Genomic DNA, 22137 nt, shown 5'->3' with positions numbered 1-22137 from the left:
CTCCCGATCTGCTTAACGGCGCGGGGCTCGATGTAAAGCCTGCGCCGCCGCGCAGCCGATCGCGCACGAGCCCGGCGGCGCCGCCGCGAGGATGAGCGCGCTCGACGCGGGCGGCGCCCGCGCGGGCAGGCCGAAGAGGCCCGCGAAGAGCGAGGGGCCCGCGTAGGCGATCAGGAACCCGACGGCGACGCCGCCCCAGAAGTCCTCGATCGCGAGGACGGGCTGCACGTCCTTCTTCCGCGCGAGCAGGACGACCGCCATGGCGACCAGGACGAGCGACACGGCCAGGCTGACGCCGGCCTCGGCGTCGAGCGGCGCGGCGCTGCCCCGCGCGGCGAACCAGCCCCCGACGCCGCCGGCGACGGCGCCGCAGATCATGCTCCCGAGCGACGCGCTCACCCTGAGGACGTGCTCGATCGTGTCGAGGTTGCTCGCGCCGTCGATCTCGTACTCGACCTCGATGAGCAGCCGGTACGAGGCGGCGCGGAACCACAGCGCGCGCCGCGATCGCACGGTGAAGCTCCGCGCCGTCGAGTTCCCGGCCTGGAGCACCGCAGGCGGGTCCGGCGACCGCAGCGACCGGATGGCGCTGCGGAAGGCGCCGGCGTCGTCGCCGAGGAGCCCCGGGGTCGCGGCGCTCGGATCGACCTCGTCGTCGCCGTCCCACGCGCGAGCCGCCTGCGCGGGGTCGCGGAAGCCGGCGCTGCCGTCGGCGGGCCTCTCGAGCGCCGCGAGGGCCGCCGCGCCCCCCGCGCCCCGGAGATCGCGCGCGATCGCGGGCGCGCCCGGCGCGGCGGCGCGCCCGGGCGAGCGCCGTCGCAGCAGCCGCCCGAGGGCGCGGCGCAGGCGCGCGCCGAGGGAGGCGCGGCCCGGCGCGAACGCGTGCGCGGCGTCCTCGAGGCCGGCGAGCCGGTCCTCGAGCTGGCGGATCCGCCGCTCCGTCCATCGGCGGTCGACATCGACGAGCTCGGCGGGCAGCGCGGTGCTCACGCGGCGCAGCGCGAGCGGCGCCTCGAAGGGGTTCTGCACCGTGACGAAGATGGAGAAGTCCTGCCCGGCGACGAGCCCGTCCGTCGATGTCGACACCGAGGTCCGGATGGCTCCTCTGAACGGCTTTGCTGGCTCCGGTGCCGCCATGAGGTCGTTGGATGAGCGCACCGCGGACGGCGTCTTGCGCGCCGCGATCGGCGCGACGCTGGACCACCTCACCTCGTCGGGCTGCGGCGCGCGCGCGGCCGCGAGCGCACGGCCGCGAGCGCAGCACGGCCGCGAGCGCGCGGACGCGAGCGCGCTCCGGCCGGGCGCGCCGGTCCGGGGCAGCCGCGGCGCGGGCCTCGGGTCCGCGTGCTAGAGCGCCCCCGCAGGGGGGTCGTTCATGGGGGAGAGGTGCCTCGCGATAAAGCACCACCTGCGCGTCGAGCCCGCCGACGAGGAGACGGTCTTCCTCGTCGGCGAGCGGGAGCGGTTCATGCTCCGCGGTCGGCTCTACCGCCTCCTCGGGCCGCTGCTCGACGGGCGCCGGACCGAGGCCGAGCTCGTCGCGGCGCTCTCCGGCGCGGCGTCGGCCGCCGAGGTCCGCTATGCGCTGGGCCGGCTGGAGGAGCGCGGCTACCTCGACGAGCCCGCGCCCGCGCCGGAGCGCGCGGGGTTCTGGCAGGCGCTCGGCGAGCGCGCCGGGCGCGCGGCCGAGCGGCTGGCCGCGACGCCTGTCTCGGTGATCGCGGTCGGCGGAGACGATCCGCGCGCCCCCGGCGCGCTCGCCGGCGCGCTCTGCGACGCGCTGTCGGCGGCGGGCGTCACGGTGGGGGACGAGCCCGCGCTGGTCGTCGTGCTGACCAGCGATTACCTGGCCGTCGAGCTCGACGCGTGGAACCGGCGCGCGCTCCGCGAGGCGGTGCGCTGGGTGCCGGTCAAGCCCGGCGGGGTGGAGCCCTGGATCGGGCCCGTGTTCCGGCCCGGCGCGGGGCCTTGCTGGGCGTGCCTGGCGCACCGCCTGCGGCACAACCGCCCCGTCGAGGCCTACCTGGAGCGGCGCCGCGGCCTCGCCGGGCCGCTGCTGCCGCCCCTCGTGGGCCTGCCCGCCGCCCGCGCCGCGGCGCTCGATCTGGCGGCCGTCCTCGTGGCCCGGTGGATCGCCGCCGGCGGCGCCGGCCTGCTCGACGACCGGCTGATCTCGCTCGACCTCGCCGCCGCGCGGACCGCGGAGCACGTCGTGGCGCGGCGCCCCCAGTGCCCCGCCTGCGGCGATCCGGAGGGCGCGCGGGCGCGCGCGGTCGCGCCGGTGCGGCTCGAGCGGCGTCCGAAGCGGTTCACGGACGACGGCGGGCACCGGATCGCCTCTCCCGAGGAGACCCTGGCGCGCACCCTGCACCTGGTCAGCCCGATCAGCGGCATCGTCGCCAGCCTCGGGCCCGTGGACGGGCGCGATCACCCGCTCCGGCCGGTGTACGGCGCCACGTATCGCGCCTGTCCCGCGGCGGGCTCACCGTCGTTCGACGACTTTCACCGCGCGAGCGGCGGCAAGGGCAAGACGCCCGCGCAGGCGCGCGCCGCCGCGCTGAGCGAGGCGGTCGAGCGTCACAGCGCCGTCTTCCAGGGCGACGAGCCGCTGATCCGCGCGCGGCGCGCCGAGCTCGGGGCCGCCGCGATCCATCCCCACGATCTCCAGAACTTCAGCGAGGCGCAGTACCGCGGCCGGCGGGCCGCGGGCGCCGCCGCGGACGACCCGCGCCGCGCCGTCCCGCTCCCCTTCCACGAGGACGCGGCGATCGACTGGGCGCCTGCGTGGTCGCTGACGCGCGACGAGCGGCGCTTCCTGCCGGCCGCGTACTGTTATCTCCACGTCCCGGTGCCCCCGGAAGAGCGGTTTGCCTCGCCGAGCCCGAGCGGCCACGCGGCGGGCAACTGCCTCGAGGAGGCGATCCTGCAAGGCTTCCTGGAGCTCGTGGAGCGGGATGCGGTCGCGCTCTGGTGGTACAACCGCGCGGCGCGGCCCGCGGTCGATCTGCGCAGCTTCGAGGAGCCTTATTTCGAGGCGCTGGCGGCGCATTATCGCTCGCTCGGCCGGCGCCTCTGGGTGCTGGACGCCACGACCGACCTGCGCATCCCGGCGTTCGTCGCGGTGGCGCGGGCGGCCGACACGGGCCGGCTCACGCTGGGCTTCGGCTGCCATCTCGAGGCCCGTCTCGGGGTGCAGCGGGCGCTGACCGAGCTGAACCAGCTCTTCGATCCGCGCGATCGCGCGCGCGCCGCGTGGCAGGAGGTCGTCTCCGGCGACGTGTCGTATGTGCAGCCGGCCGAGGGGGCCTCGCCGCGGCGGTGCGACGATTACGAGGGCGCGCCGGGCGACGATCTCCGCGACGATGTCCGCGCGTGCGTCGAGCGCGCCGCCCGCGCCGGGCTGGAGACGGTGGTGCTCGACCAGACGCGCCCTGACACCGGGCTCTCGGCGGTGAAGGTGGTTGTCCCCGGGCTGCGGCACATCTGGCCTCGCTTCGGCCCAGGGCGCCTGTACGACGTCCCGGTCCGCCTGGGCTGGCTGCCCCGGCCGACGCGGGAGGAGGATCTCAACCCGGTGCCCCTCGTCATGTGACCGGCGGGGCACGAGGAGAAGGGAGCGCGCATGCGCGACGGGTACCGCATTCTCGACGCCGATCGCCATGTGATCGAGCCGCTCGATCTCTGGCGCACCTACATGGATCCAGAGCTCCGGTCGCACGCGCCGCGCTACGCGTACGTTGGCGAGGGCGATCTGGCGGATCGCGTGGCGTACGCAGGCCCGGACGGATGGCTGCCGCTCCCGCCGCAGCCGGTGGTCGACGGGCGCCCCCTCTTTCGCCGGCTGAGCGTGCGGGCCTCTCGCGAGCTCGCGCTGGCGTCCTGTCGGCGGAACCGGCAGGGCGTTCCGGTCGAGCGGCCCGAGGCGCAGATTGCGGACATGGACCGGGAGGGCATCGACGTGGCCTTTCTGTATCCCACGGTCGGGCTCTACCTGGTGGGCCTGTCCCCGCTGGATCCGCCGCTCGCGACGGCGTTTGCGCGGGCCTACAACGTGTGGCTTCGGGACTTCTGCGCTCACGATCCCGGACGGCTCCGGGGGGTCGGCCTGATGAGCCTTCATGATCCAGGCGCGATGGTCGTCGAGCTCGCGCGGGCGGCGGCGCTCGGCTTCGGGGCTGTCGTGGTCCGGCCCAACCCGGTCGATGGCCGGACGCTGGGCGACCCCGCCTACGAGCCTTTCTGGGCTGAGTGCGAGCGGCGCTCGATCGCGGTGGCGGTACACGAGGGCACGCACGCGCACCTGCCGGCGGCCGGGGCCGATCGATTTCACAGCCGCTTCGCCCTGCACGCGTGCTCGCACCCGATGGAGCAGATGATGGCGTTGCTCGCCTTGATCGAGGGCGGCGTGCTCGAGCGCCACCCGGGCCTACGGGTCGCCTTTCTCGAGGCCGGCTGCGGGTGGCTGCCCTACTGGCTCTGGCGCCTCGATGAGGTCGAGTACCGCCACCTGGCCGGCGAGGTCGAGCCGTACGTCCGGCAGGAGCCGTCGGCCTATTTCCGTCGCCAGTGCTTCGTCGGTCTCGAGCCTGACGAGCCCTATCTGCCGGAGGTCGTTCCGCGCATCGGAGAGGACAACCTGCTCTTCGGCACGGATTACCCTCACCTGGACCACGACGCCGGCATCGTGGGCCAAGCGCTCGCGCTCCGCGACAGGCTGCCGGGAGAGATCGTTCGCAAGCTGCTCTGGGACAACCCTGCCCGCTTTTACGGGATCGATGGCTGATTCAGCAGCAGATCGGCGGCAACTTGTCAGGATCACCGAGCTCAGCCAGCGCGACAGCCCGCTCGGCCAGATCCGGCGGTGGTGGGACGTAGAGGGTGATCTCAGCCTTTGGCAGGTTCCATCTTCCGTGCCGACTGTCCCAGCCCCAAGCGCTGCCGCTCTCCGCCGGGGGAGCTTGCCGCGACTCGCGAATGTTCAGCTCGAGGTTCTGCGGAAGCTCATAGTCACAGAACGTCCTGAAAAACCGCCTTGGATCGTTCCTCAGCAGTTCGAGCTTCGCCAGGTCTTCCCATGCCAGAGCGATAGCGCGCAGGCAGGCAGACTCGAACGCTTGAAGCCTGTCCGCCAACGATGCCCCCTCGCGCGCGGGCACCTGCTCCCTGGGGTCAAGGAGGGGCGTGCGACGAGCCCCTTCGTAGGTACCCTCACATGCCGGCGCGTGGGGCTCGCGGGCCGCAAATTCGTCCTTGAACATGACTCCTCTCTCTCTTCTCAGGCGTCGCCATGTCGCCCATCGGCACTCCATGGAGCTGCAGTCGCGGCGCCGTAAGGCTTGGTCTCGCCGCATCACGCGCGGCGGGGCTCACCGGAGTGCTCTCGAAGCAGCCCCCGGGCCTCCGCAAGCTCGGGCATCCCGGCGTACTCGGCCGGCCAACGGTCGAGCTCGCTCAGAAGCACGAGAGCCTCGTCGTTCCTGCGTTGCCCCAGCAGCGTGCGGCAGAGCGCGAGCGTCGAGCGGAGTTCGGGCAGCCGTGCCCCCTGCGCGCGGGCGTGCACGATCGCCTGCTGCAGGCACTCCTCGCCTTCTGGCGCGAACCGGTCGCACGCCAGCACGGAGGCGGCCTTGAGGCGATAGAGCTCAGGAACGTAGTACGTCTCCGCCATCCGTTCGGCGGTACGCAAGCAGTCATCGAGCCGTTCGATGGCTGCACCGTGCTCCGCGCGCTCGGCCATCAGCTCCGCCACCAGGGACGGGTAGTACGTCATGCCTAGAAGGAGGCCGGTGTTGCGGAGCGCGTCTACATGCTCCATCAGCCGATCCATGTCTCCCTCCGCCCAGCAGCGAAAAGTACAGCAATAGTCCTTGAACCAGAGCCTCTCCCGGTCCACGAGCGCGGCGAGCTCACGGCTTTCCTCGGCAAGATCCGCGCGCATCCGGCAATAGTGGTAAACCATGAGCCTGTAGAGCTGCGCCATTCCGACGCTGGCGAAGTGCTGTAGTTGGTGAGCCCACGCCGCAGCAGCCTCCCCGCACGCGAGCGCCTCTCTCGGGTAGCCCATCAGGCAGAGCACGACCGAAAGCGTGATCTCGGCGTAGACCCTTGCATCCAATCCGTAGACGAACACCTGCCCGCCATGCGCCTCGGGGTTATACAGCGCGAGGACGCGCTCGAGGTGCACACGAGCTTCCGGGAGCTTTCCCTCGATCCACAAGCATTGCCCAAGCAAAGGCAGCGACCAGACGAGCTGACCGGTGTCCCCGGATCGCTCTGCCGACGCCACGAGTCGATCCGCCACCGCCCGCGCCTCGCGGCGCGGACTACGCACGTGGTGGTAAACGAACATCGCCCCCAGCGTCGCCGTCGTCAGCGGGCTCTCTCCCAGCGACTCGTTCAGCTCCTCGCAGCGCCTCACTGCCGCGACGAGCTCCGGGGCCATGTATCCTCGTCGGTCCAGCAGCGCCAGGATGAGCAGGTTGTTGAGCCGCAGCTCGGTCATGGCGCGCTCCCGGTCGTCCGGGAGCGCCGACAGCCAGCCCAGCGCGCTGTGGACGTGCGTGACGGCCTCCGTCTCGTCGGCGCGCGCGGCCGGCCGCTGGAGCGCGCGCTCGGCCGCGCGCTCCGCGTACGCGATCGCCTGCCGCATCTGCCCCGCGGACGCGTGATGCCACGCCAGGAGCTCCGGACGCGCCTCGGCGATCTCCGGAAAGCGCTCCTCGATCGCCCTCGCGCTCCGCGCGTGCGCCTGCTTCCGCGTGCGCCGCGGCAGCGACTCGTACGCCGCGTCCCGGAGCAGCGCGTGCCTGAACATGTACACCACGCTCCGCGCCCGGTGCCTGGTGTGGAGCAGATCCGCCGCGATCAGCCGCTCGAGATCCTCCCTCACCGCCTCCTCGCCGAGCGGGCTCACCGCGCCGAGCACCTCCTCGCTGAACTCCCGGCCGAGCACCGCCGCGACCTGCGCGGTCTCCTTGGCCCGCCCCAGCCGGTCGAGGCGGGCCATCAGCAGCCCTCGCAGCGTCGTGGGGATGGCGATCTCCGGGAGCGGCTCTGCCGCGACATAGCGATCGCCCTCCCCCCGCAGCGCCCCCGACTCCAGCACCATCCGCGTCAGCTCCTCGACGAAGAGCGGCACGCCGTCGGCCCGGCGCACGATCTGCTCCACCACCGCGCCGGGCAGCGCCCGCCCGCCCGCGATCCCCGCGGCCATCCCCTCCACGTGCGCGCGCTCCAGGCGGCCGAGCTGGATCTGGAGCATCCCCGACGTCGGCCAGGGCGGCACGAACTCCGGCCGCGCCGTCATCAGCGCCAGCACCCGGGCCGACGAGATCTCCGAGACGAGCGCGCCCAGCCACTCGATCGTCACGGGATCGGCCCAGTGCAGATCCTCCACCACGAGCAGCACCGGACGCTTCTCCGCCTTCTCGAAGAGCAAGGACAGCAGCGTCGCAAATGTCCGCTCCTTCTGTCGCTGCGGCGGGTCCGTGAGCGGGGCGTAGCGCTCCCCGAGCGGGATGGATAACAGCGCCGCGAGCACCGGCACCGCGTCCGCCAGATCGAACGGATATTTCGAGAGGAGCCCCTCGAGCCGATCCAGCCTGCTCCGGGAGGTGTCGCCCTCGTCCGGCTCCAGGTGCCGCTCGAGCAGATCGACGATCGGATGGAGCGCGCTGTGCCGGCGGTCGTGCACGCAGCGACACTCCAGCCAGTCGCGCGGCTCCGGGCCCAGCCTGCGGAAGAGCTCCAGCGCGAGCCGCGACTTGCCGATCCCCGGCCCGCCCGTCACGAGCACGCTCTGCCCCGCTCCCTTGCGGATCTGCCCCCAGCGCTGGATCAGCAGGTCGAGCTCCTGCTCCCTGCCGAACATCGGCGCCGCCGCGTCGCCAGGGCCGGGCCGCTCCGGCATGTCGCGGGGGAGCTCCTCGCGCACCCGGTAGACGGGGACGGGGCGCGCGCTCCCCAGGCTCACCCGCAGCTCGGTCTCCTCGAGCGCGAAGGCGCCGCGGAGGAGCTGGTGCGTATCGCCGCTGGCCACGACGGCGCCCGGGGCCGCGAGCGCGCCGAGCCGCGCCGCGGTCTGCAGCGTCATCCCGAGGTGCTGGATGCGCTGCTGCCCCTCGCGCGCGACAACGACGCCGGTGTGGATGCCCGCGCGGACGTCGAGCGCGATCCCGCGCTCCGCCTCCAGGCGAACGCTCCGCGCGCGCATCCTCGCCGCGATCTCCAGCGCCGCGCGGGCGGCGCGCCGGGCGTCGTCCTCCTGGGCCACCGGAAAGCCGAAGTGCAGCAGCACCTGGTCGCCGAGCGCGCCCGCGAGGCGCCCGCGGTGCCGGCGCGCGGCCTCGGCGCAGAGCTCCTGCATCTCGCCGAAGAGCTCGTCGACCTCCTCGACATCCATCGCCGCGATCCCCGAGCCCGTGGCGCTCACGACGCAGCACACCGCCGTGAGCGGCCGCCGCTCTGCCTCCATCGGGCGGGCCGTCGCGTCGAGCTCCGCCGGCAGCACGAGCGTCCCGGGCCACGCCGCGTCCTCGCGCGTCGCGCCCGCGAGCGACGATCCGGGCACCCGCGGCGCCGCGGCCCACGACGACCACGGCACCTCCGCGGTCGCCTCGCTCGCGCTCCGCGCCGGCTCCGTCTCCGCTCCGGCGTCGTCCGGGCGGCGCGGCGCGGCGGGCCGGGTCAGGTCCTCGCGGCGCAGCCCGTCGGCGCTGCAGGCCTCGAGCTCGCGCAGCAGGCTCTCGGCCGTCACCGCGCGCGCCCCGAGGTCCTCGAGGATCGTCCGCCGGAGGAGCCCCCCGAGCGGGTGCCCGACGAGCGCGGGCGGGATCCGGACCGGCGGCGGGTGCTCCGGCTGCCGCGCCCCGACAGGCGCCGCGGGCCTGCCGGTGAGGCACTCGAGGAACACGAGCCCCCAGACATACAGATCCGATCGCGCCGTCGGCGGGAACCCGCGGCGCTGCTCTGGCGCCGCGTAGAGCGCCTCCACCCCGGCGGGCGTCTCGTCGTCGCCCCCCCGCGCGCCCGCGACGGCCGCGCCGATCCCGAAGTCGAGCACCAGCGCGTTCCGCCGCGCCCCCGTGGGGACGATCATGACGGCGCCCGGCCGCAGATCCCCGTGCACCACGCCCCGGCCGTGCGCGCAGCTCAGCGCGTCGAGGACCTGCAGCATGAGGTGCCGCGCCTCGCGCGGCTCCAGCGCGCCCTCGGCCGCCAGCAGCTCGGCCAGGCTCTGCCCCGGCACGAACTCGAAGACGGTGTAGAGCTGCCCCGCGTCCGTCTGCCCCGAGTCGATGAGCCGCACGATGTTGGGGTGGTGGAGCTGCGCGCAGAAGCGCATCTCCCGCCGGAACCGCGCGCCGCGCCGCCGCGCCGCGTCCGCAGAGCCGCCGTCCCGGCCCGGGCGCAGGACCTTGATGGCGACCAGCTGCCCGGTGGCGAGCTGCCGTCCCTTGTAGAGCGTGGCGAGGTCTTCCTTGCACAGCAGGGAGACGATCTCGTAGCGGCCCTGGAACACGCTCTCCGGAGCGACGGCCTCGACGCTCATCCTGCCCCCCTGCGCCGGCGCCGCGTCATGCGGCGCCTCCGAGCGGCCGGTCGCCTCGCCGCGGAGCTCGACCCGGGCTCCAGGGCCGACCCGACGCGCCTGCGGCGGAGCGCACGGCTCATCGTCGCTTTGTAATGTCGTCGCGCGCCCGTGATGAGCTGGGGGCGCGCCGCCGGCTCACACGCGGACGACCGCGCTGCCCCAGGTGAGGCCGCCGCCGAGCGCGCACAGCAGCACGCGGTGCCCGGGCTGGATGCGGCCGTCGCGGAGCCCCTCGTCGAGCGCCATGGCAACCGACCCGGCGCTGGCGCCCGCCGCGTTGCCCCCGTCGAGCGCGCCGAGCACGCGCTGCCTCGGGCACCCGAGGTGCTCGGCGAGGAGCCCGGCGAGGTGGGCGTCGGCGTGGTGCGGGATCACCCAGTCGAGGTCCGCCGGCGTGAGCCCCGCGGCCACGAGCGCGGCGAGCGCCTGCCCGCCGAGGCGCTCCTCGACGGCGCGCCGCAGCTCGGCGTGGTTCACGCGCAGGGCGTGCCGCAGGTCGGCGAGCCGCTCCTGGGTGAGCGGCTCCGCGGAGCCGCCGCCGGGCACCTGGAGCACGTCGGCCTTGTTCCCGTCGGCGCGGAGGCTGACGCTCAGGATCCCGCGCCCGTCGCCGGCCGCCGGCCCGACCACGACCGCGCCCGCGCCGTCGCCGAAGAGCGCGGCCGCGGCGCGGTCGCGCGGATCCAGGCGGCGCGAGAGCAGGTCCGCGCCGATCACGAGGACGTGCCGCAGGGTCCCCGCCGTGACGAACTGGTTCGCCACCGAGAGCCCGTAGAGGAAGCCCGTCAGCGAGGCGGAGAGGTCGAACGACGGGATGAGCTCCGCGCCGAGCTTCTGCTGCACGTACACGGCCGTCGCCGGCATCGGCGCGTCGCCGCTCGAGGTGGCGAGGATGATCATCCCGAGGTCGCGCGGCCCGAGGCCGGCCGCGTCGAGGGCCGCCCTGGCCGCCCTCGCCGCCAGGTCGCTCGTCGTCTCGCCGTCCGCGGCGCGGCGCCGCTCGGGGCCCGCGCTCGCCTGGCTCGGGGCGCCGTCCGCCGGCGGCGCGTCGCTCGGCGCTGCGCGCTCCTGGGCGGCGGGCAGGGCGCGGCCTGTCCCGAGGATGCACGCGCGGGGATTTCTGGCATCGGACGTCATTGGGAGCGCAGCCTACAACAAGGGCTGCGCGTTGAGACGGTCGATCTCCCGCCGCCGTTCGGTCCACGGAATGCTTGAGTCGGGGGCGCGCTCCGGTACATAAAGCGCCGCGATGGCTACGAGCTCCGAAGACAAGGACCGCCTCGACGACGACGCGCCGGCCGACGAGGCTGGCGCGCAGGACACCACGACGGAGGAGGACGGCGGGAGCCGGGCCGCTTCCCGTGCGGACGCAGCGGCGCCCGCCAGGGCTTCGCGGCCAGCGAAGCAGGCCGGCGCCGCCAGGCGCCCGGCGGGCAAGAAGGCCGGCGCGCGCCCCCGCGCGGCCGCGCAGCCGCAGGGCGGGTCGCTCGGCAAGAGCATGATCCTGTTCCTGATCATCATTGGCGGCCTGGCCGCGGCGTTCGCCTATTTCGGGCGCGAGCCCACGCCCGGCACCGCCGGCCCCAAGTGGAAGCCCGGGGACAAGTCCCAGGTCGAGGTCACCCTCGTGTCCTCGGACATCAAGGATCTCGCCTGCTGGTCGTCCGAGGAGGTCAACGGGCGCCACTGCGCGTTCGAGTCGCCGACCAAGGGCTGGTCCAAGGGCGATGCGGACGACAAGAAGCTGCTCCGCCCTTACACAACGACCGATCGCGTGCAGTTCCTCGCCGCCGGCCTGTGGAGCGAGCCCGCCCTCACTGCCAAGCTGCCGTCCGCGCGGTTCGCGGTGAAGTGCACCTACACCGTCGAAGGCAAGATGAAGAGGCCGGGCATCCGCTGGTCCAGCGAGGGCGCATGGCTCGACAGGGCGGATGACTGGTACACGGGGGTCTTGTCCGACTGCAAGCTCATCACACCCTGATGTCGCATGGGCCGCGCGACCCTGCTGGCGCGGGCGGTCGCGCTGCGCGCAGCGGACTCTGCGATGACGCCCGCTGCACGCGGCGCGTCGTGCTCCATGCCCCTCGTGTGGCCGTGACCCTCCGTGGTAGTGTCATTCTTGGTTTGGAGGTGCTCATGCCCTGTCATCGGGTGATCGCGTTGGTGTCGCTGGCTGCATGGTTCGCCGTCGCTGGATGTGAAGCTGACCCGGGCACCGTGGACCTTCTGCCGACGTACGTCACCGCATCGAGCGCCTCCGGCGGCGGCGCGGAGCCCGGGACGACGACCACGAGCGTCGTCACGACCACCAGCTCCAGCGGCGAGGGGGGCGCGGGCGGCGTGGCGTGCACGTGCGAGGAAGGGCTCTCGTGCTGCGGCCCGACCTGCGTGAACCTGGTCAACGATCCGCACAACTGCGGCGAGTGCGGCGCGCCCTGCGGTCCGGAACAGGCCTGTATCCAGGGCGAGTGCAAGGACCCGTGCGCCCCCGGGTTCGGCTGCGAAGAGGGCATCTGCTGCGGCGAGGCGTGCTGCGTCGGCGGCACGCTCTGCTGCGACTACGGCACCAGCGCGGACGCGCCGAACGTGAGCTGCCAGGATCCGGTGAACGGGACCTGCCCCGTCGCCTGCAGCGGCTGCTAGCACCGACGCCCCTCGAGAGCGCGCGCCGTCCTGCGCGGCGCGCGATGGGACGACGCGCGGCGCGGGCCGATCGCGCGTGCGACGCGCCGGCGCGTCGCACGCGTGGAACGCCCGCGCGCTGAAGGCTCACGGCGCCTGGAAGGTCTTACCCGGGTACTTCCGCTCGAAGTGCCCCACGATGCCGTGGCCGATCGCCTCGATGGTGAGCCCGGCGATCGTCATCTTGATGGCCGGCCCGATCACGGGGACGAAGCCGACCGCCCGCGTGGCGAGGAATTTGAGCCCCTGCCCGAGGATCGCGAAGCTCCCGCCGGCGGCGGTCGTCGCCACGGATCCCACGGTCTCGCCGTAGATCTGGCCGACCATCGACATCATGTGGGTCTCGATCGCGACGAGCCCGGCGGAGGTGGAGATCGGGAGCGGAAGCGCGGCGAACGCGGCCCCGCCGATCGCATAGCGGTGAACCCAGCGGAGAGCTTCATCCCTGCACGTCGTCATGCTTCGAGGTTGCCGCAAGTCACGCCGTCCGTCCATCGAGCAACGCGCCGGCGGCGCGGGCGCGGCGAGCAGCCTGGGCGCACCTCGCGCCTTCTGTGCGCTGCCTTCCCGCTCGGCGGGAACCGCGCGTGCATGGGCCTCGCTCGGCTCGACCTCCGCGCTCACGCCGGAGGGCGGCGCCCGAGGCAAAGCGACCCCGCGAGGGGATGTTGGACCGTCGGAGCTCGCGCTTCCGAGCTCCAGCGAGGTGCCCATGACAGCTCGACCCGCGCTCTTCACCCTGCCCCTTCTCTGGTCCTGCGCCGCCCTCGCCGCGTGCGGCGCGGAGCCACGCCCCCCCTCGCCCGGAGCGGAGCCGCCTCCGGGCGCGGAGACCCCGGGGGCGCCCGACGCCGACGGCGTCCCCCTGTTCGGGGACATCGGCTCTCTGCATCACCCCGTGACGACCTCATCGCAGATCGCGCAGCGCTACTTCGATCAGGGGCTGAGGCTCGTCTACGCGTTCAACCACGACGAGGCGAAGAGGGCGTTTCAGGAGGCCGCGCGCCTCGATCCCGGCCTCGCCATGGCCCGCTGGGGCGTCGCGCTCACGCTCGGCCCCAACATCAACCAGCCGGCCGATCCCGCGCGGGAGCGGGCCGCCTTCGAGGCCATCGAGGAGGCGCGCGCGCTCGCCGCGTCCGCGAGCGAGCCCGAGCGCGCGTACATCGAGGCGCTGGCGACGCGCCACGCCGCCGTGCCGGGCGGCGACCGCGGCGCCCTCGACAGCGCGTATGCGGACGCGATGCGCGAGCTCGCCCGCCGCTACCCCGACGACCTCGACGCCAGCGTCCTCTTCGCCGAGGCGCTCATGGACCTGCGCCCGTGGGATCTCTGGACGCTCGACGGCCGGCCGCAGCCCGGGACCGAGGAGATTGCCCTCACGCTCGAGCGCGTGCTCCAGCGCGATCCCGAGCACACGGGCGCGAATCACTACCTCATCCACGCGGTCGAGGCGTCGCCCGCGCCCGAGCGGGCGCTGCCGAGCGCCGAGCGGCTCGCCGGCCTCGCCCCGGGCGCCGGGCACCTCGTGCACATGCCGTCGCACATCTTCTTTCGCGTCGGTCGCTACGCGGACGCCTCCGACGCGAACGAGCGCGCCGCCGAGGTCGATCGCCGGTACATCCGCGAGCAGCGCCCGGAGGGCATCTATCCGATGATGTACTTCCCTCACAACCTCCACTTCCTCTCGGTCTCCGCCGGCATGGAGGGGCGCGGCGCCGTCGCGCTGCGCGCCGCCCGGGAGCTCGTCGCCGAGGTGCCCGACCAGCACGTGCAGCACATGCCGACGCTCGAGATGTTCCGGCCTGCGCCGCTGTTCGCGCTCGTCCGGTTCGCCCGGTGGGACGACCTCCTCGCGGAGCCGGCGCCGCCGCCCGAGCAGCGTTACACGACGGGAATATGGCGCTATGCGCGCGGCCGCGCGCTCGCGTCCAGGGGGCGCCCCGACGACGCCGCGCGCGAGGCGGCGGCGCTCCGGGCGATGTCGTCCGGGGGCGCCGGCGACGTGACGATCGGCATGAACAGCGCGAAGGACCTGCTCGAGATCGCCGCGCTCGTGCTGGAGAGCCAGATCGCGTCGGAGCGCGGCGAGACCGGCGCCGCCATCGGCATGCTGGAGGCGGCCGCGCGCGTCGAGGACACACTGCGCTATTTCGAGCCGCCGGACTGGCCCGAGCCGGTCCGGCACACGCTCGGCGCGGCGCTCCTCAAGGCCGGCCGCCCGCGCGACGCCGAGGCGGTCTACCGGGAGGACCTGCGGCGGAACCCCGACAACGGCTGGTCGCTCTGCGGGCTCGAGCAGAGCCTGCGCGCACAGGGCAGGGAAGAGGAGGCAGACGCCGCACACGCGCGCTTCGAGCGCGCCTGGGCGCGCGCCGACGTGCGGCTGTCCGGGTCACGCCTCTGAATGTCCGGCCTCGAGCGGCGATGAAGGACGAGGAAAAGCGCGCGTTGCCGGCATGCGCGAGGAGCGATCTGCTACGTTCCTGAGGTGTCGCGCGCGAAGCTTGGACTCTCGACGCTCCGGCGTCTCTTCTCTTCTCTCCCTGCCTGCCTGTACGCCTCGCTCCTCGGCTGCGAGAGCACCGAGCTCCCGCCGTACAGCGAGCCTCCGGACGAGGGCGAACTCACGTGTCTTCCGGCGGAGCTCCTCGGCCCGAACGGCTGTATCACGGTGGGAATCCAGGGCTGCGTCGGCGACTTCATCGGGGACGACGGCCTCTGTCGTCCCGCGCCCGAGCGTTGCGCGCCCGGGACGATCCCGCAGCACGATCACGGCTGCATCGAAGTCGGGCTCCCCGGCTGTGCGGCGGAGTTCGTGGAGGACGGGGCCTGTCATCCGACGATGGCCCGATGCCCGGAAGGGACATTCGCGCTCCCGCAGGAGGGATGTGTCTCCATCGACGGACCGGACGGCTGCGGCGAGGGCCCGTGGGGCCAGGTCGTCGAGATACCCGGCGATATCCATGTCGACCCCGGGTACGGCGGAGGCAACGGCGCCGGGTCGCGGGAGCGGCCGTTCGCGACGATCGCCGAGGCGCTGGGGGCGGTGGAGGCGGGCGGGCGCGTCGTCCTGGCCGAGGGCGAGTACGATGAGCCGATCGAGGTCACGCAGCCGATCGAGATCGTCGGGCGGTGCGCCTCCAGGGTCACGCTCCGGGGCGAGCAGAGCGACGCGAGCGGCAACGTCAGCGCGGTCTGGTTCCACGACGTCGAGGGCGCCGGCGTCCGCGGCGTGAGCGTGATCAGCCCCTCGATCGGGCTGCTCGTCCAGGCGGCGACGGTGGCGGTGCGCGACGTGCGCGTCACGGGCGCGAGCGGCAGCGGCGTCGTGGTCGCAGAGCCGGGGGCGAGCCTCGCCATGTCCCGCAGCCTCGTCGCGCGGGCGGGCGGGGTCGACGGCGACACCTGGACGAACGTGCTCGTCCTCTCGGGGGCGCGGGCGCAGCTCGCCGACAACGCGCTGATCGGCGGCACGGTCAACCTGCGGATCAGCTCCGAGGCGCAGGAGGTTGTCGCGGAGGGCAACCTGCTGGAGGCCGCGGCCCCGCAGGCGGGGACGGGCGACGGCGTCGGCGTGCTCCTCGAGGAGGGCCTGCTCACGCTCGAGGCCAGCGCCCTGGTCGATCACCGCGCTGGCCTGCTGGTGACGGGTGCCGGCGCGTCGCTCGTGGCGGCGCACAGCCTCATCGCGGCCTCCGCTGCGGGGGTCCAGGGTTCCGGCGCCGTGATCGTGGAGCAGGGCGCCCTCGCGTCGCTCGCCGCCAACGTGCTGTCGGGCGCGTGCGACGCGCAGCTCCTCATCACCGACGCGGGCACGAAGGTCGACGCCCACAACAACCTCTTCCAGGGCGCGGCCGCGGAGCACGACCGCCTCGGGATCGCGGTCGAGCAGCGGGGCGGAGCGCTCTCGCTGTCGTCGAGCCTCGTGCGCGGGGCCGGCGACGTCGGCGTGCTCGTCTCGGGCGGGGAGCTCTCGGCCTCGGGCGTGGTGGTCGAGGGCACGCGCGCGAGCCCGCTCCATCGGGATCGCGCCGCCGGCGTGCTCGTGCAGGGCGCGCGCGCCACGCTGGCGTCGACCTATGTCCTCGAGGCCCACGTCGCCGGGGTCGCGGCCACCCAGGGCGCGGATCTCGAGCTCGACGGCAGCCTCATCGAGCGCACGCGGCCGGAGGAGCGCGACGGCACGGGCGGCGTCGGCCTGCTGAGCGGTGGGGCAGCGGGCATCGTCATCCGGCGGTCGGCGGTGCTGGAGAGCCGCGCGTCGGGCGTGCTGCTGCTGTCCTCGCCGGGCCGGGTGGAGGAGACGCTCGTCCGGGGCGTCGACGGCGGAACGTTCTCCACCCTGAGCGACGAGGGACAGCTGGAGTCGGTGCCGGACATGGCGGACGGCCTCCTGGTCCTGCGCTCGACGGCGCAGGTGAGCTCGGTGCAGGTGGAGGGCTGCGCGCGCGCCGGGCTGCTCTTCGACGGCAGCGACGGCGCGCTCGCGAACTCCCGCTCCACGGGCAACCGGTTCGGCCTGGTCGTGCAGGGCGCGCGCGCGCCGACGGTGGCTCAGGACAACACCTTCGAGGACAACGAGGAAAGCGACCACGTCAACGCGGGCGATCTCCCCGTCCCCGGGAGCGCGTCGCCCGCGCCGTAGCGAGCCCACGCCACCCCAGACGCCCGGCGCGTCACGCGATGGACGTCAGTCCCGGAGGGCCGCGCATGGCGCCGTCGGGAGGGCGCCAGTTGCCCTGTCACGAGCGCGTCGCGCGCGTGGCCTCCGGGCGTCACAGGCCGTGACGGCGCGTCTCCGTGCCGCGCAGGGAGGACGGGTGTCCAGCCGTGATTTTCAGCGTGTGGTCGCGACTCAAGGCGCCTCTCGGAGGGGCGGATCGCGTCGCCGAGAGCTTGCGTCGATGTCGCGGGAACGACGTGGGTCGCATGTCACGATGATGTGGATGACAACGATCGCGCACCTCACGGATTTTCATCTCCTCGAGGCGGATCACGACCGGCGCCGCGGCGCCCAGCGGTGGCGGCTTCGCTACCTCAGCTTCGGCCGCCCGATCGACGCCGAGCAGCGCCGCCGTCGCGCGGTGACCGCGCTGATCGAGGCGCGGCGGAGCGGGGCGGACCACCTGGTGCTCACCGGCGATCTCACGGAGGACGGGACTCCCGCGCAGTTCGAGGTGCTCGCCGCGGCGCTGGCGGAGAGCGGCTGGGACCCGTCGCGCGTCACGCTGGTGCCTGGCAATCACGACGCCTATACGGGAGACGACGCCTGGGGGCGCGCCCTCCTCGGCTGTCTCCGTCCCTTCGCGGCGACGAGCGGGCCAGGGACGACCGTCGCGCTCCCGGGGGCCGTCGTGGCCGCGGTGTCGACGGCCATGGCGCAGCCGGTGACCCGCTCGGCGGGCGCGATCGCGGCGCACGAGCTCTCGCAGGTCGCCTCGCTGGCCGCCGAGACGCGGCGCTCGGGCAACGCGCTCGTGCTCGCGCAGCACCACCCGCCGCTCCGCCATCCCGTCGGCGCGATGCAATGGCTGGACGGGCTCATCAACAGCGCGGAGCTCATGGCGCTCCTCCGCGAGCACGATCACCTCCACGTGATCCACGGCCATACACACCGTGAAAGTGACGCGCCCGTGCGCTCCGGCGCGCCTCCTCGCATCTTCTGCGCTCAGGCGCTCGTGGACGGCCCCTCCCCGCTGCGGCTCTACCGAGCGCGCCACGGGCGCCTGCTCTCCGAGCGGACCAGCGTCTGGAGCGGCGCGTCGGCGCTGGCGATGGCGTAGAATCTCTCACAGGCACTGGACAGGCGCGCGCCGCGCAGCGCCCTCTTTTCGCCGAAGACGAGGCTCGTATAGAGTCGCCTTCGGATCATGAAATTCACTCGCCTTCTCAGGGGCTCCCTCACCCTCGTTGTCGTCTCGTCGCTCGCGTCCGTTCTGGGCTGTGGCGGCGCCGAGCCCGCGCCCGCGACGCCGGAGATGCTCGACGCCGAGCCTGTCACCGAGTCGCGCCCGTCGATGCACTCGCGGTCCGAGATCGGCGGGATGAACGAGGAGAAGGTGCAGGCGGCGTTCCAGCGCGCCTCGCCTCGGCTCTCGCGCTGCTACGAGAAGGGCGTCGAGCGCATCCCCTATCTCGGCGGCGAGATCCGCTTCAAGGTCCGGGTGACCGAGGACGGCACCGCGCGCTGGGCGTTCGTGAAGGACTCGACGCTGGGCGACCGTGAGACCGAGGCGTGCATGCTCAAGATCCTGAAGGCGACGCGGTGGCCGAAGCCGGTCGGCGGGGAGGGCCTGGCGGAGAACAGCTTCACCTTCGAGCCAAGCAGCGACGAGCGCCCGCCCGTGCCGTGGACGCCTGACCAGCTCGGGACGCCGTACAAGAAGGCGCGGCCGGCGCTCGAGACCTGCCGCAGCCAGGCGGGCGCGAGCCAGCTCAAGGCCACGCTCTACATCGACACCGACGGCAAGCCGCTCAGCGTGGGCGTCTCCAGCGCCGACGAACGCGGCGAGGAGGCGGCCGAGTGTGTCGCCGGCGCGCTCCGCGAGATCACCTTCCCCTCCCCTGGCAGCTACGCCTCGAAGGTGAGCGTGGACATCGACTGACGCGAGCCGGGGGCGCACGTCGCGGGACTGCGCTACGCTCTCGGCGTGGGCAAGGTACTCCGGCAGATCCTGGTGCTCTTGTGGAAGGTGGCTCGCCTCGTCCTGTGGAGGTGGCTGAAGCCGCGGCTGACGAGGCTCATGATGATCGCCGCGGCGCTCGTCGGGGTCATCCTGCTCGTGGTGGCCGTGCTCGGCAGGCTGTAGAGCGCGAGCGGGGCGTCCGCCCCTGCGCCGTTCGCTTGTCCGCGGCGGGTCCTGGCAAGTAGTCTCCCCTGCTTGCATGGGTAGCTCGCCGTCCTCCTTGCTCCTCGCGACCCTCGCGTGCGCGATCGTGTCGGGGGGCGCCGCCGCTTGCTCCGAAGAGAGCCCCGCCGCCGGCTCGCCGCAGCCGCTCGCGGCGGACGCCCCCCAGCAGCCGGCCGCGTCGAGCGCTCCGCGCGCGTCCTCGGAAGCAGAGGCGCCACGCGCGCCATCCGAAGCGGACGCTCCCCGCGCCGAGGCGGTCGAGTCCGCCGCGCACGTCGACAGGGCGCCCGCGGAGGCCGAGGCGGCGCCCGCGGAGGCCGAGGCGGCGCCGTCTGCGGTCGCGAAGGAGGGCGCGCGCATCTACTCGAAGGCGCGGTTCGCCTGGATCAACCCCGGCCCGTACCCGACGCGGGGCTGGAGCGGCTACCTGGGGCTCGGCGGCTCCGTCGCGCTGCGCGGCGGCAGCGTCGAGGCCGCGCGGACGCCGGGCGAGGGTTGCGACGCGTGGTACGCCGTCGAGCCGCGGGGCTACGTCTGCGCGGGCGCCTCCGCGACGATCGATCCGAACGACCCGGTCGTGGCCGCGCTGCGGCCGCACGCGCCGCGGACCGACTCCCCGTGGCCGTACGACTACGCCGAGTCGACCGGCGCCCCACGCTACCGCGCCCTCCCGGGCGCGAAGGAGCAGCGGCGCGCCGAGTGGGATCTCGCGGAGCACCTCGGGAACATCGCGAAGGTGCGCGCGGCCGACGGCTCGAGCGATGACGCCATCCGGGAGATCGACGAGGCCCTCGTGGGGGTCGATCTGAAGCCGGCGGGCGTCGCGGCCCCCGCGCTCTTTCCGTTCGGCGACCTCGTGCGCGAGGGGCGCGACCGGATCGTGAACGGCTCGACGGTGGCGTTCACCCAGGTGTTCGACGCGCAGGATCGGACCTGGGTGGTGACCTCGGATCAGGCGTACATGCCGAAGGATCGGCTGAAGCCCTACCCGCGCTCGGGCTTCCAGGGCGTATGGCTGAAGGACGGCCGCTCGCTCCCGCTCGCGTTCTTCCGCAAGATCGATCGACCGAAGTACCAGCGGGGCGCCGGCGGCCGCTTCGAGCCGACCGGCGTGTCCTTCGCGCGCCTCGCCTCGGTCGGGCTCACCGGTCGCGCCGAGGTCGAGGACGGCGAGCGGTACCTGGAGACGCAGGAGCCCGGCATCTACGTGCTCGAGGACGACGCCGTGGTGATCGAGGCGGCGAAGCGCTCGCCGCTCGAGGGCGAGAACGCTCCTTCCACGCCGCCGCGCAAGTGGATCGAGGTGAGCGTGCTCGGCGGCTGGTTCGTCGCCTACGAGGAGCTCACCCCGGTCTTCGCGACGCTCATCTCGCCGGGCCGCGGCGGCGTCCCGAGGAAGGGCATCCCTGCCATCGAGACCGCGGCGACGCCGACGGGGCGCTTCCGCATCGACGGAAAGTTCGTGACGGCGACGATGGTGTCGAGCTCGAACGACAGCATCGTCCACTCCGAGGTGCAGTTCGTGCAGAACTTCCACGGCCCCCACGCGCTGCACGGCGCGTACTGGCACGACGCCTGGGGCGAGCTGAAGAGCGGCGGCTGCGTGAACCTCTCCCCGATCGACGCGAAGCAGATGTTCGCCTGGACCGACCCGCCGGTGCCCGACGGCTGGCATGGCCTGCGGGCCTCCCGCGACGCCGGCCGCTCCACGGTGGTCCTCATCCACCGCTGATCGCGCGCGCGATCCGGTCCACGAGCCGCAGCGCGGCCTCCGCGAACGCGGCCGGATCGAGCAGCAGGCTGGCCACGAGGAAGCCGTCGCGCGGCATGTCGAAGAAGTAGCCGGGGTGGACGATGATCCCCTCGTCGCGCACGAGCAGCTCGACCCAGCCGTCCTCGTCGTGGACGCGCGGGACCTCCAGCGTCGCGTACCAGCCGCCGTCGATCGGGAGCCGCCGGACCGCGCCCCCGGCGCGGGCTGCGATCGCGGCGTCGAGCGCCGCGAGGTTCGCCTGGACGCGCGACCCGATCGCGCGCTGCACGGGCGCGCGCGCGGCGAGGATCTCCGGCAGCGCGAGCTGCACCGGCGTGCCGACCGACAGGTAGGTGTCGGCGATCATCTCGATCCGCTCCACCGCCGCCGCGGCGAGCTCCGGCGGCCCCGAGACCGCGATCCAGCCGAGCTTGACCTGCGGCAGCGCCATCACCTTGGACAGCCCGCTCAGGACGAACGTCAGCGCCTGCCGCCGGCCTGCGAAGCTCGGCAGGCGGTCCGGGGCGAGCTCTCCGTGCGCGTAGTCGCCGAAGACCTCGTCGACGATCAGCGCGAGGCCGCGCTCGCTGGCGATCGCCTCGAGCGCCGCGGCGTCGTCGCGGCGCACGAACGAGCCGGTGGGGTTGTTCGGGTGGACGAGCACCACCGCGCGCGTCCGTTCGCCGGCGGCGCGCTCCAGCGCGCCGACATCGATGCGCCACCCTTCTTCCCTGACGAGCGGGTACGGCGTGAGGGCGACGTCCTCGAGGCAGGCGAGGTACTCGAGCAGCGGGTAGGACGGCACCGGAACGAGCACATCGTCGCCGCGCTCCGCGAGCAGCTTGAGCAGCCAGCCGTACGCCTCGCTGGTGCTGGCGGTCAGCACGACGCTGGCCGGCTCAACGTCGAGGCCTCGCTCCTTGTAGTAGCGCGACACCGCGGCGCGCGCGGCGGGATCGCCGAGCGGCAGCGGCGCGTACCTCGCGCCGCGCGGCTCGCCCAGCCGCGCGATGAGGGGAGCCGTCTCGATGATCCCGCAGCGCGTCGGGTTCGACTCGGTGAAGTCGACGAGGGCGCGCCCTGCCCGGCGGGCCTCGGCGAGCACGGACGCGAGCCGGTTCTCCGAGAGATCCCAGCCGGTGCGCGCCGCGAACCGGAGCGACCTCGGCGCGCTCGCGCGCCCCGCGTCCGTCTCTGCCGTGGGAGGTCGATCTGAGCTCACCCGTTTCTCCATCGCGTCCTGATCCATCGCCGTC

The 22137-nt window shown here is 73.7% G+C and carries 17 protein-coding genes; 11 read left to right on the top strand and 6 right to left on the bottom strand.

Going from position 1 to position 22137, the window contains the following annotated elements:
• Positions 1-12 precede the first annotated feature (12 nt).
• Positions 13-1086: a hypothetical protein gene (locus WME76_RS09170; protein ID WP_437959779.1), complete on the bottom strand. Its 1074-nt coding sequence runs from the start codon at positions 1084-1086 to the stop codon at positions 13-15.
• A 49-nt stretch (positions 1087-1135) separates the two neighbouring features.
• On the opposite strand from WME76_RS09170, the gene WME76_RS09165 reads away from it, so the two are divergent.
• From WME76_RS09165 to WME76_RS09155, 3 genes are read left to right on the top strand one after another with little or no spacing between them, the layout of a single operon-like run.
• On the top strand, positions 1136-1351 hold the full coding sequence (locus WME76_RS09165) for a hypothetical protein (RefSeq protein WP_437959778.1): 216 nt from the start codon (positions 1136-1138) through the stop codon (positions 1349-1351).
• 24 nt (positions 1352-1375) lie between these two features.
• On the top strand, positions 1376-3592 hold the full coding sequence (locus WME76_RS09160) for a TOMM precursor leader peptide-binding protein (protein WP_437959777.1): 2217 nt from the start codon (positions 1376-1378) through the stop codon (positions 3590-3592).
• Positions 3593-3622: 30 nt separating this feature from the next.
• A complete protein-coding gene (locus tag WME76_RS09155; RefSeq protein WP_437959776.1) occupies positions 3623-4783 on the top strand; it encodes an amidohydrolase family protein in 1161 nt (386 codons plus the stop codon).
• Between the two features lies 1 nt (position 4784).
• On the opposite strand, the gene WME76_RS09150 is transcribed toward WME76_RS09155, so the two are convergent.
• The 3 genes from WME76_RS09150 to WME76_RS09140 form a co-directional block, all read right to left on the bottom strand.
• Positions 4785-5258: a BMA_0021/BMA_0022 family TOMM bacteriocin gene (locus tag WME76_RS09150; protein WP_437959775.1), complete on the bottom strand. Its 474-nt coding sequence runs from the start codon at positions 5256-5258 to the stop codon at positions 4785-4787.
• A gap of 92 nt (positions 5259-5350) precedes the next feature.
• Entirely contained in the window at positions 5351-9550 is a 4200-nt protein-coding gene (locus WME76_RS09145) for a TOMM system kinase/cyclase fusion protein (protein WP_437959774.1), read from the bottom strand.
• A gap of 177 nt (positions 9551-9727) precedes the next feature.
• Positions 9728-10729: a beta-ketoacyl-ACP synthase 3 gene (locus tag WME76_RS09140; protein ID WP_437959773.1), complete on the bottom strand. Its 1002-nt coding sequence runs from the start codon at positions 10727-10729 to the stop codon at positions 9728-9730.
• A 112-nt stretch (positions 10730-10841) separates the two neighbouring features.
• On the opposite strand from WME76_RS09140, the gene WME76_RS09135 reads away from it, so the two are divergent.
• Both WME76_RS09135 and WME76_RS09130 read left to right on the top strand, forming a co-directional pair.
• Positions 10842-11573: a hypothetical protein gene (locus tag WME76_RS09135; RefSeq protein ID WP_437959772.1), complete on the top strand. Its 732-nt coding sequence runs from the start codon at positions 10842-10844 to the stop codon at positions 11571-11573.
• A gap of 155 nt (positions 11574-11728) precedes the next feature.
• Positions 11729-12235, top strand: a complete 507-nt coding sequence (locus WME76_RS09130; RefSeq protein WP_437959771.1) for a hypothetical protein — start codon at positions 11729-11731, stop codon at positions 12233-12235.
• A gap of 126 nt (positions 12236-12361) precedes the next feature.
• Here the strand turns inward: WME76_RS09130 and WME76_RS09125 are convergent, their stop codons facing one another.
• Entirely contained in the window at positions 12362-12733 is a 372-nt protein-coding gene (locus WME76_RS09125; RefSeq protein ID WP_437959770.1) for a hypothetical protein, read from the bottom strand.
• Positions 12734-12986: 253 nt separating this feature from the next.
• Between WME76_RS09125 and WME76_RS09120 the strand changes: the two genes are divergently transcribed.
• The 6 genes from WME76_RS09120 to WME76_RS09095 all read left to right on the top strand — a co-directional run bounded on the left by WME76_RS09120 (position 12987) and on the right by WME76_RS09095 (position 20860).
• Positions 12987-14681 (top strand): hypothetical protein, encoded by a 1695-nt coding sequence (locus WME76_RS09120; RefSeq protein WP_437959769.1) that lies wholly within the window; start codon positions 12987-12989, stop codon positions 14679-14681.
• 84 nt (positions 14682-14765) lie between these two features.
• Positions 14766-16922, top strand: coding sequence for a DUF1565 domain-containing protein (locus WME76_RS09115; RefSeq protein ID WP_437959768.1), 2157 nt, complete (start codon positions 14766-14768; stop codon positions 16920-16922).
• Between the two features lie 301 nt (positions 16923-17223).
• A complete protein-coding gene (locus tag WME76_RS09110) occupies positions 17224-18060 on the top strand; it encodes a metallophosphoesterase family protein (RefSeq protein ID WP_437959767.1) in 837 nt (278 codons plus the stop codon).
• An 87-nt stretch (positions 18061-18147) separates the two neighbouring features.
• Positions 18148-18882 (top strand): AgmX/PglI C-terminal domain-containing protein, encoded by a 735-nt coding sequence (locus tag WME76_RS09105; protein ID WP_437959766.1) that lies wholly within the window; start codon positions 18148-18150, stop codon positions 18880-18882.
• 45 nt (positions 18883-18927) lie between these two features.
• Positions 18928-19086: a hypothetical protein gene (locus tag WME76_RS09100; RefSeq protein WP_437959765.1), complete on the top strand. Its 159-nt coding sequence runs from the start codon at positions 18928-18930 to the stop codon at positions 19084-19086.
• Between the two features lie 76 nt (positions 19087-19162).
• Positions 19163-20860 carry a L,D-transpeptidase gene (locus tag WME76_RS09095; RefSeq protein WP_437959764.1) on the top strand — a complete coding sequence of 566 codons (1698 nt, stop codon included), beginning with the start codon at positions 19163-19165 and terminating at the stop codon, positions 20858-20860.
• Here WME76_RS09095 and WME76_RS09090 read toward each other — a convergent pair.
• On the bottom strand, positions 20847-22103 hold the full coding sequence (locus WME76_RS09090) for a pyridoxal phosphate-dependent aminotransferase (RefSeq protein ID WP_437959763.1): 1257 nt from the start codon (positions 22101-22103) through the stop codon (positions 20847-20849). The two genes, WME76_RS09095 and WME76_RS09090, sit on opposite strands and share 14 nt — an antisense overlap.
• Between the last annotated feature and the right edge of the window lie 34 nt (positions 22104-22137).

It is taken from the genome of Sorangium sp. So ce119, from assembly GCF_051524405.1.
Lineage (GTDB): Bacteria > Myxococcota_A > Polyangia > Polyangiales > Polyangiaceae > Sorangium > Sorangium cellulosum_G.
This window is presented reverse-complemented; position numbering and strand designations above follow the sequence as displayed.

Excerpts from the sequence above, each read along its gene's own strand:
- WME76_RS09160 (WP_437959777.1), top strand. The coding sequence starts at position 1,376 with ATGGGGGAGAGGTGCCTCGCGATAAAGCACCACCTGCGCGTCGAGCCC.
- WME76_RS09165 (WP_437959778.1), top strand. The coding sequence starts at position 1,136 with ATGAGGTCGTTGGATGAGCGCACCGCGGACGGCGTCTTGCGCGCCGCG.
- WME76_RS09150 (WP_437959775.1), bottom strand. The coding sequence starts at position 5,258 with ATGTTCAAGGACGAATTTGCGGCCCGCGAGCCCCACGCGCCGGCATGT.
- WME76_RS09105 (WP_437959766.1), top strand. The coding sequence starts at position 18,148 with ATGAAATTCACTCGCCTTCTCAGGGGCTCCCTCACCCTCGTTGTCGTC.
- WME76_RS09145 (WP_437959774.1), bottom strand. The coding sequence starts at position 9,550 with ATGAGCGTCGAGGCCGTCGCTCCGGAGAGCGTGTTCCAGGGCCGCTAC.
- WME76_RS09135 (WP_437959772.1), top strand. The coding sequence starts at position 10,842 with ATGGCTACGAGCTCCGAAGACAAGGACCGCCTCGACGACGACGCGCCG.
- WME76_RS09155 (WP_437959776.1), top strand. The coding sequence starts at position 3,623 with ATGCGCGACGGGTACCGCATTCTCGACGCCGATCGCCATGTGATCGAG.
- WME76_RS09130 (WP_437959771.1), top strand. The coding sequence starts at position 11,729 with ATGCCCTGTCATCGGGTGATCGCGTTGGTGTCGCTGGCTGCATGGTTC.
- WME76_RS09110 (WP_437959767.1), top strand. The coding sequence starts at position 17,224 with ATGACAACGATCGCGCACCTCACGGATTTTCATCTCCTCGAGGCGGAT.
- WME76_RS09125 (WP_437959770.1), bottom strand. The coding sequence starts at position 12,733 with ATGACGACGTGCAGGGATGAAGCTCTCCGCTGGGTTCACCGCTATGCG.
- WME76_RS09095 (WP_437959764.1), top strand. The coding sequence starts at position 19,163 with ATGGGTAGCTCGCCGTCCTCCTTGCTCCTCGCGACCCTCGCGTGCGCG.
- WME76_RS09140 (WP_437959773.1), bottom strand. The coding sequence starts at position 10,729 with ATGACGTCCGATGCCAGAAATCCCCGCGCGTGCATCCTCGGGACAGGC.
- WME76_RS09120 (WP_437959769.1), top strand. The coding sequence starts at position 12,987 with ATGACAGCTCGACCCGCGCTCTTCACCCTGCCCCTTCTCTGGTCCTGC.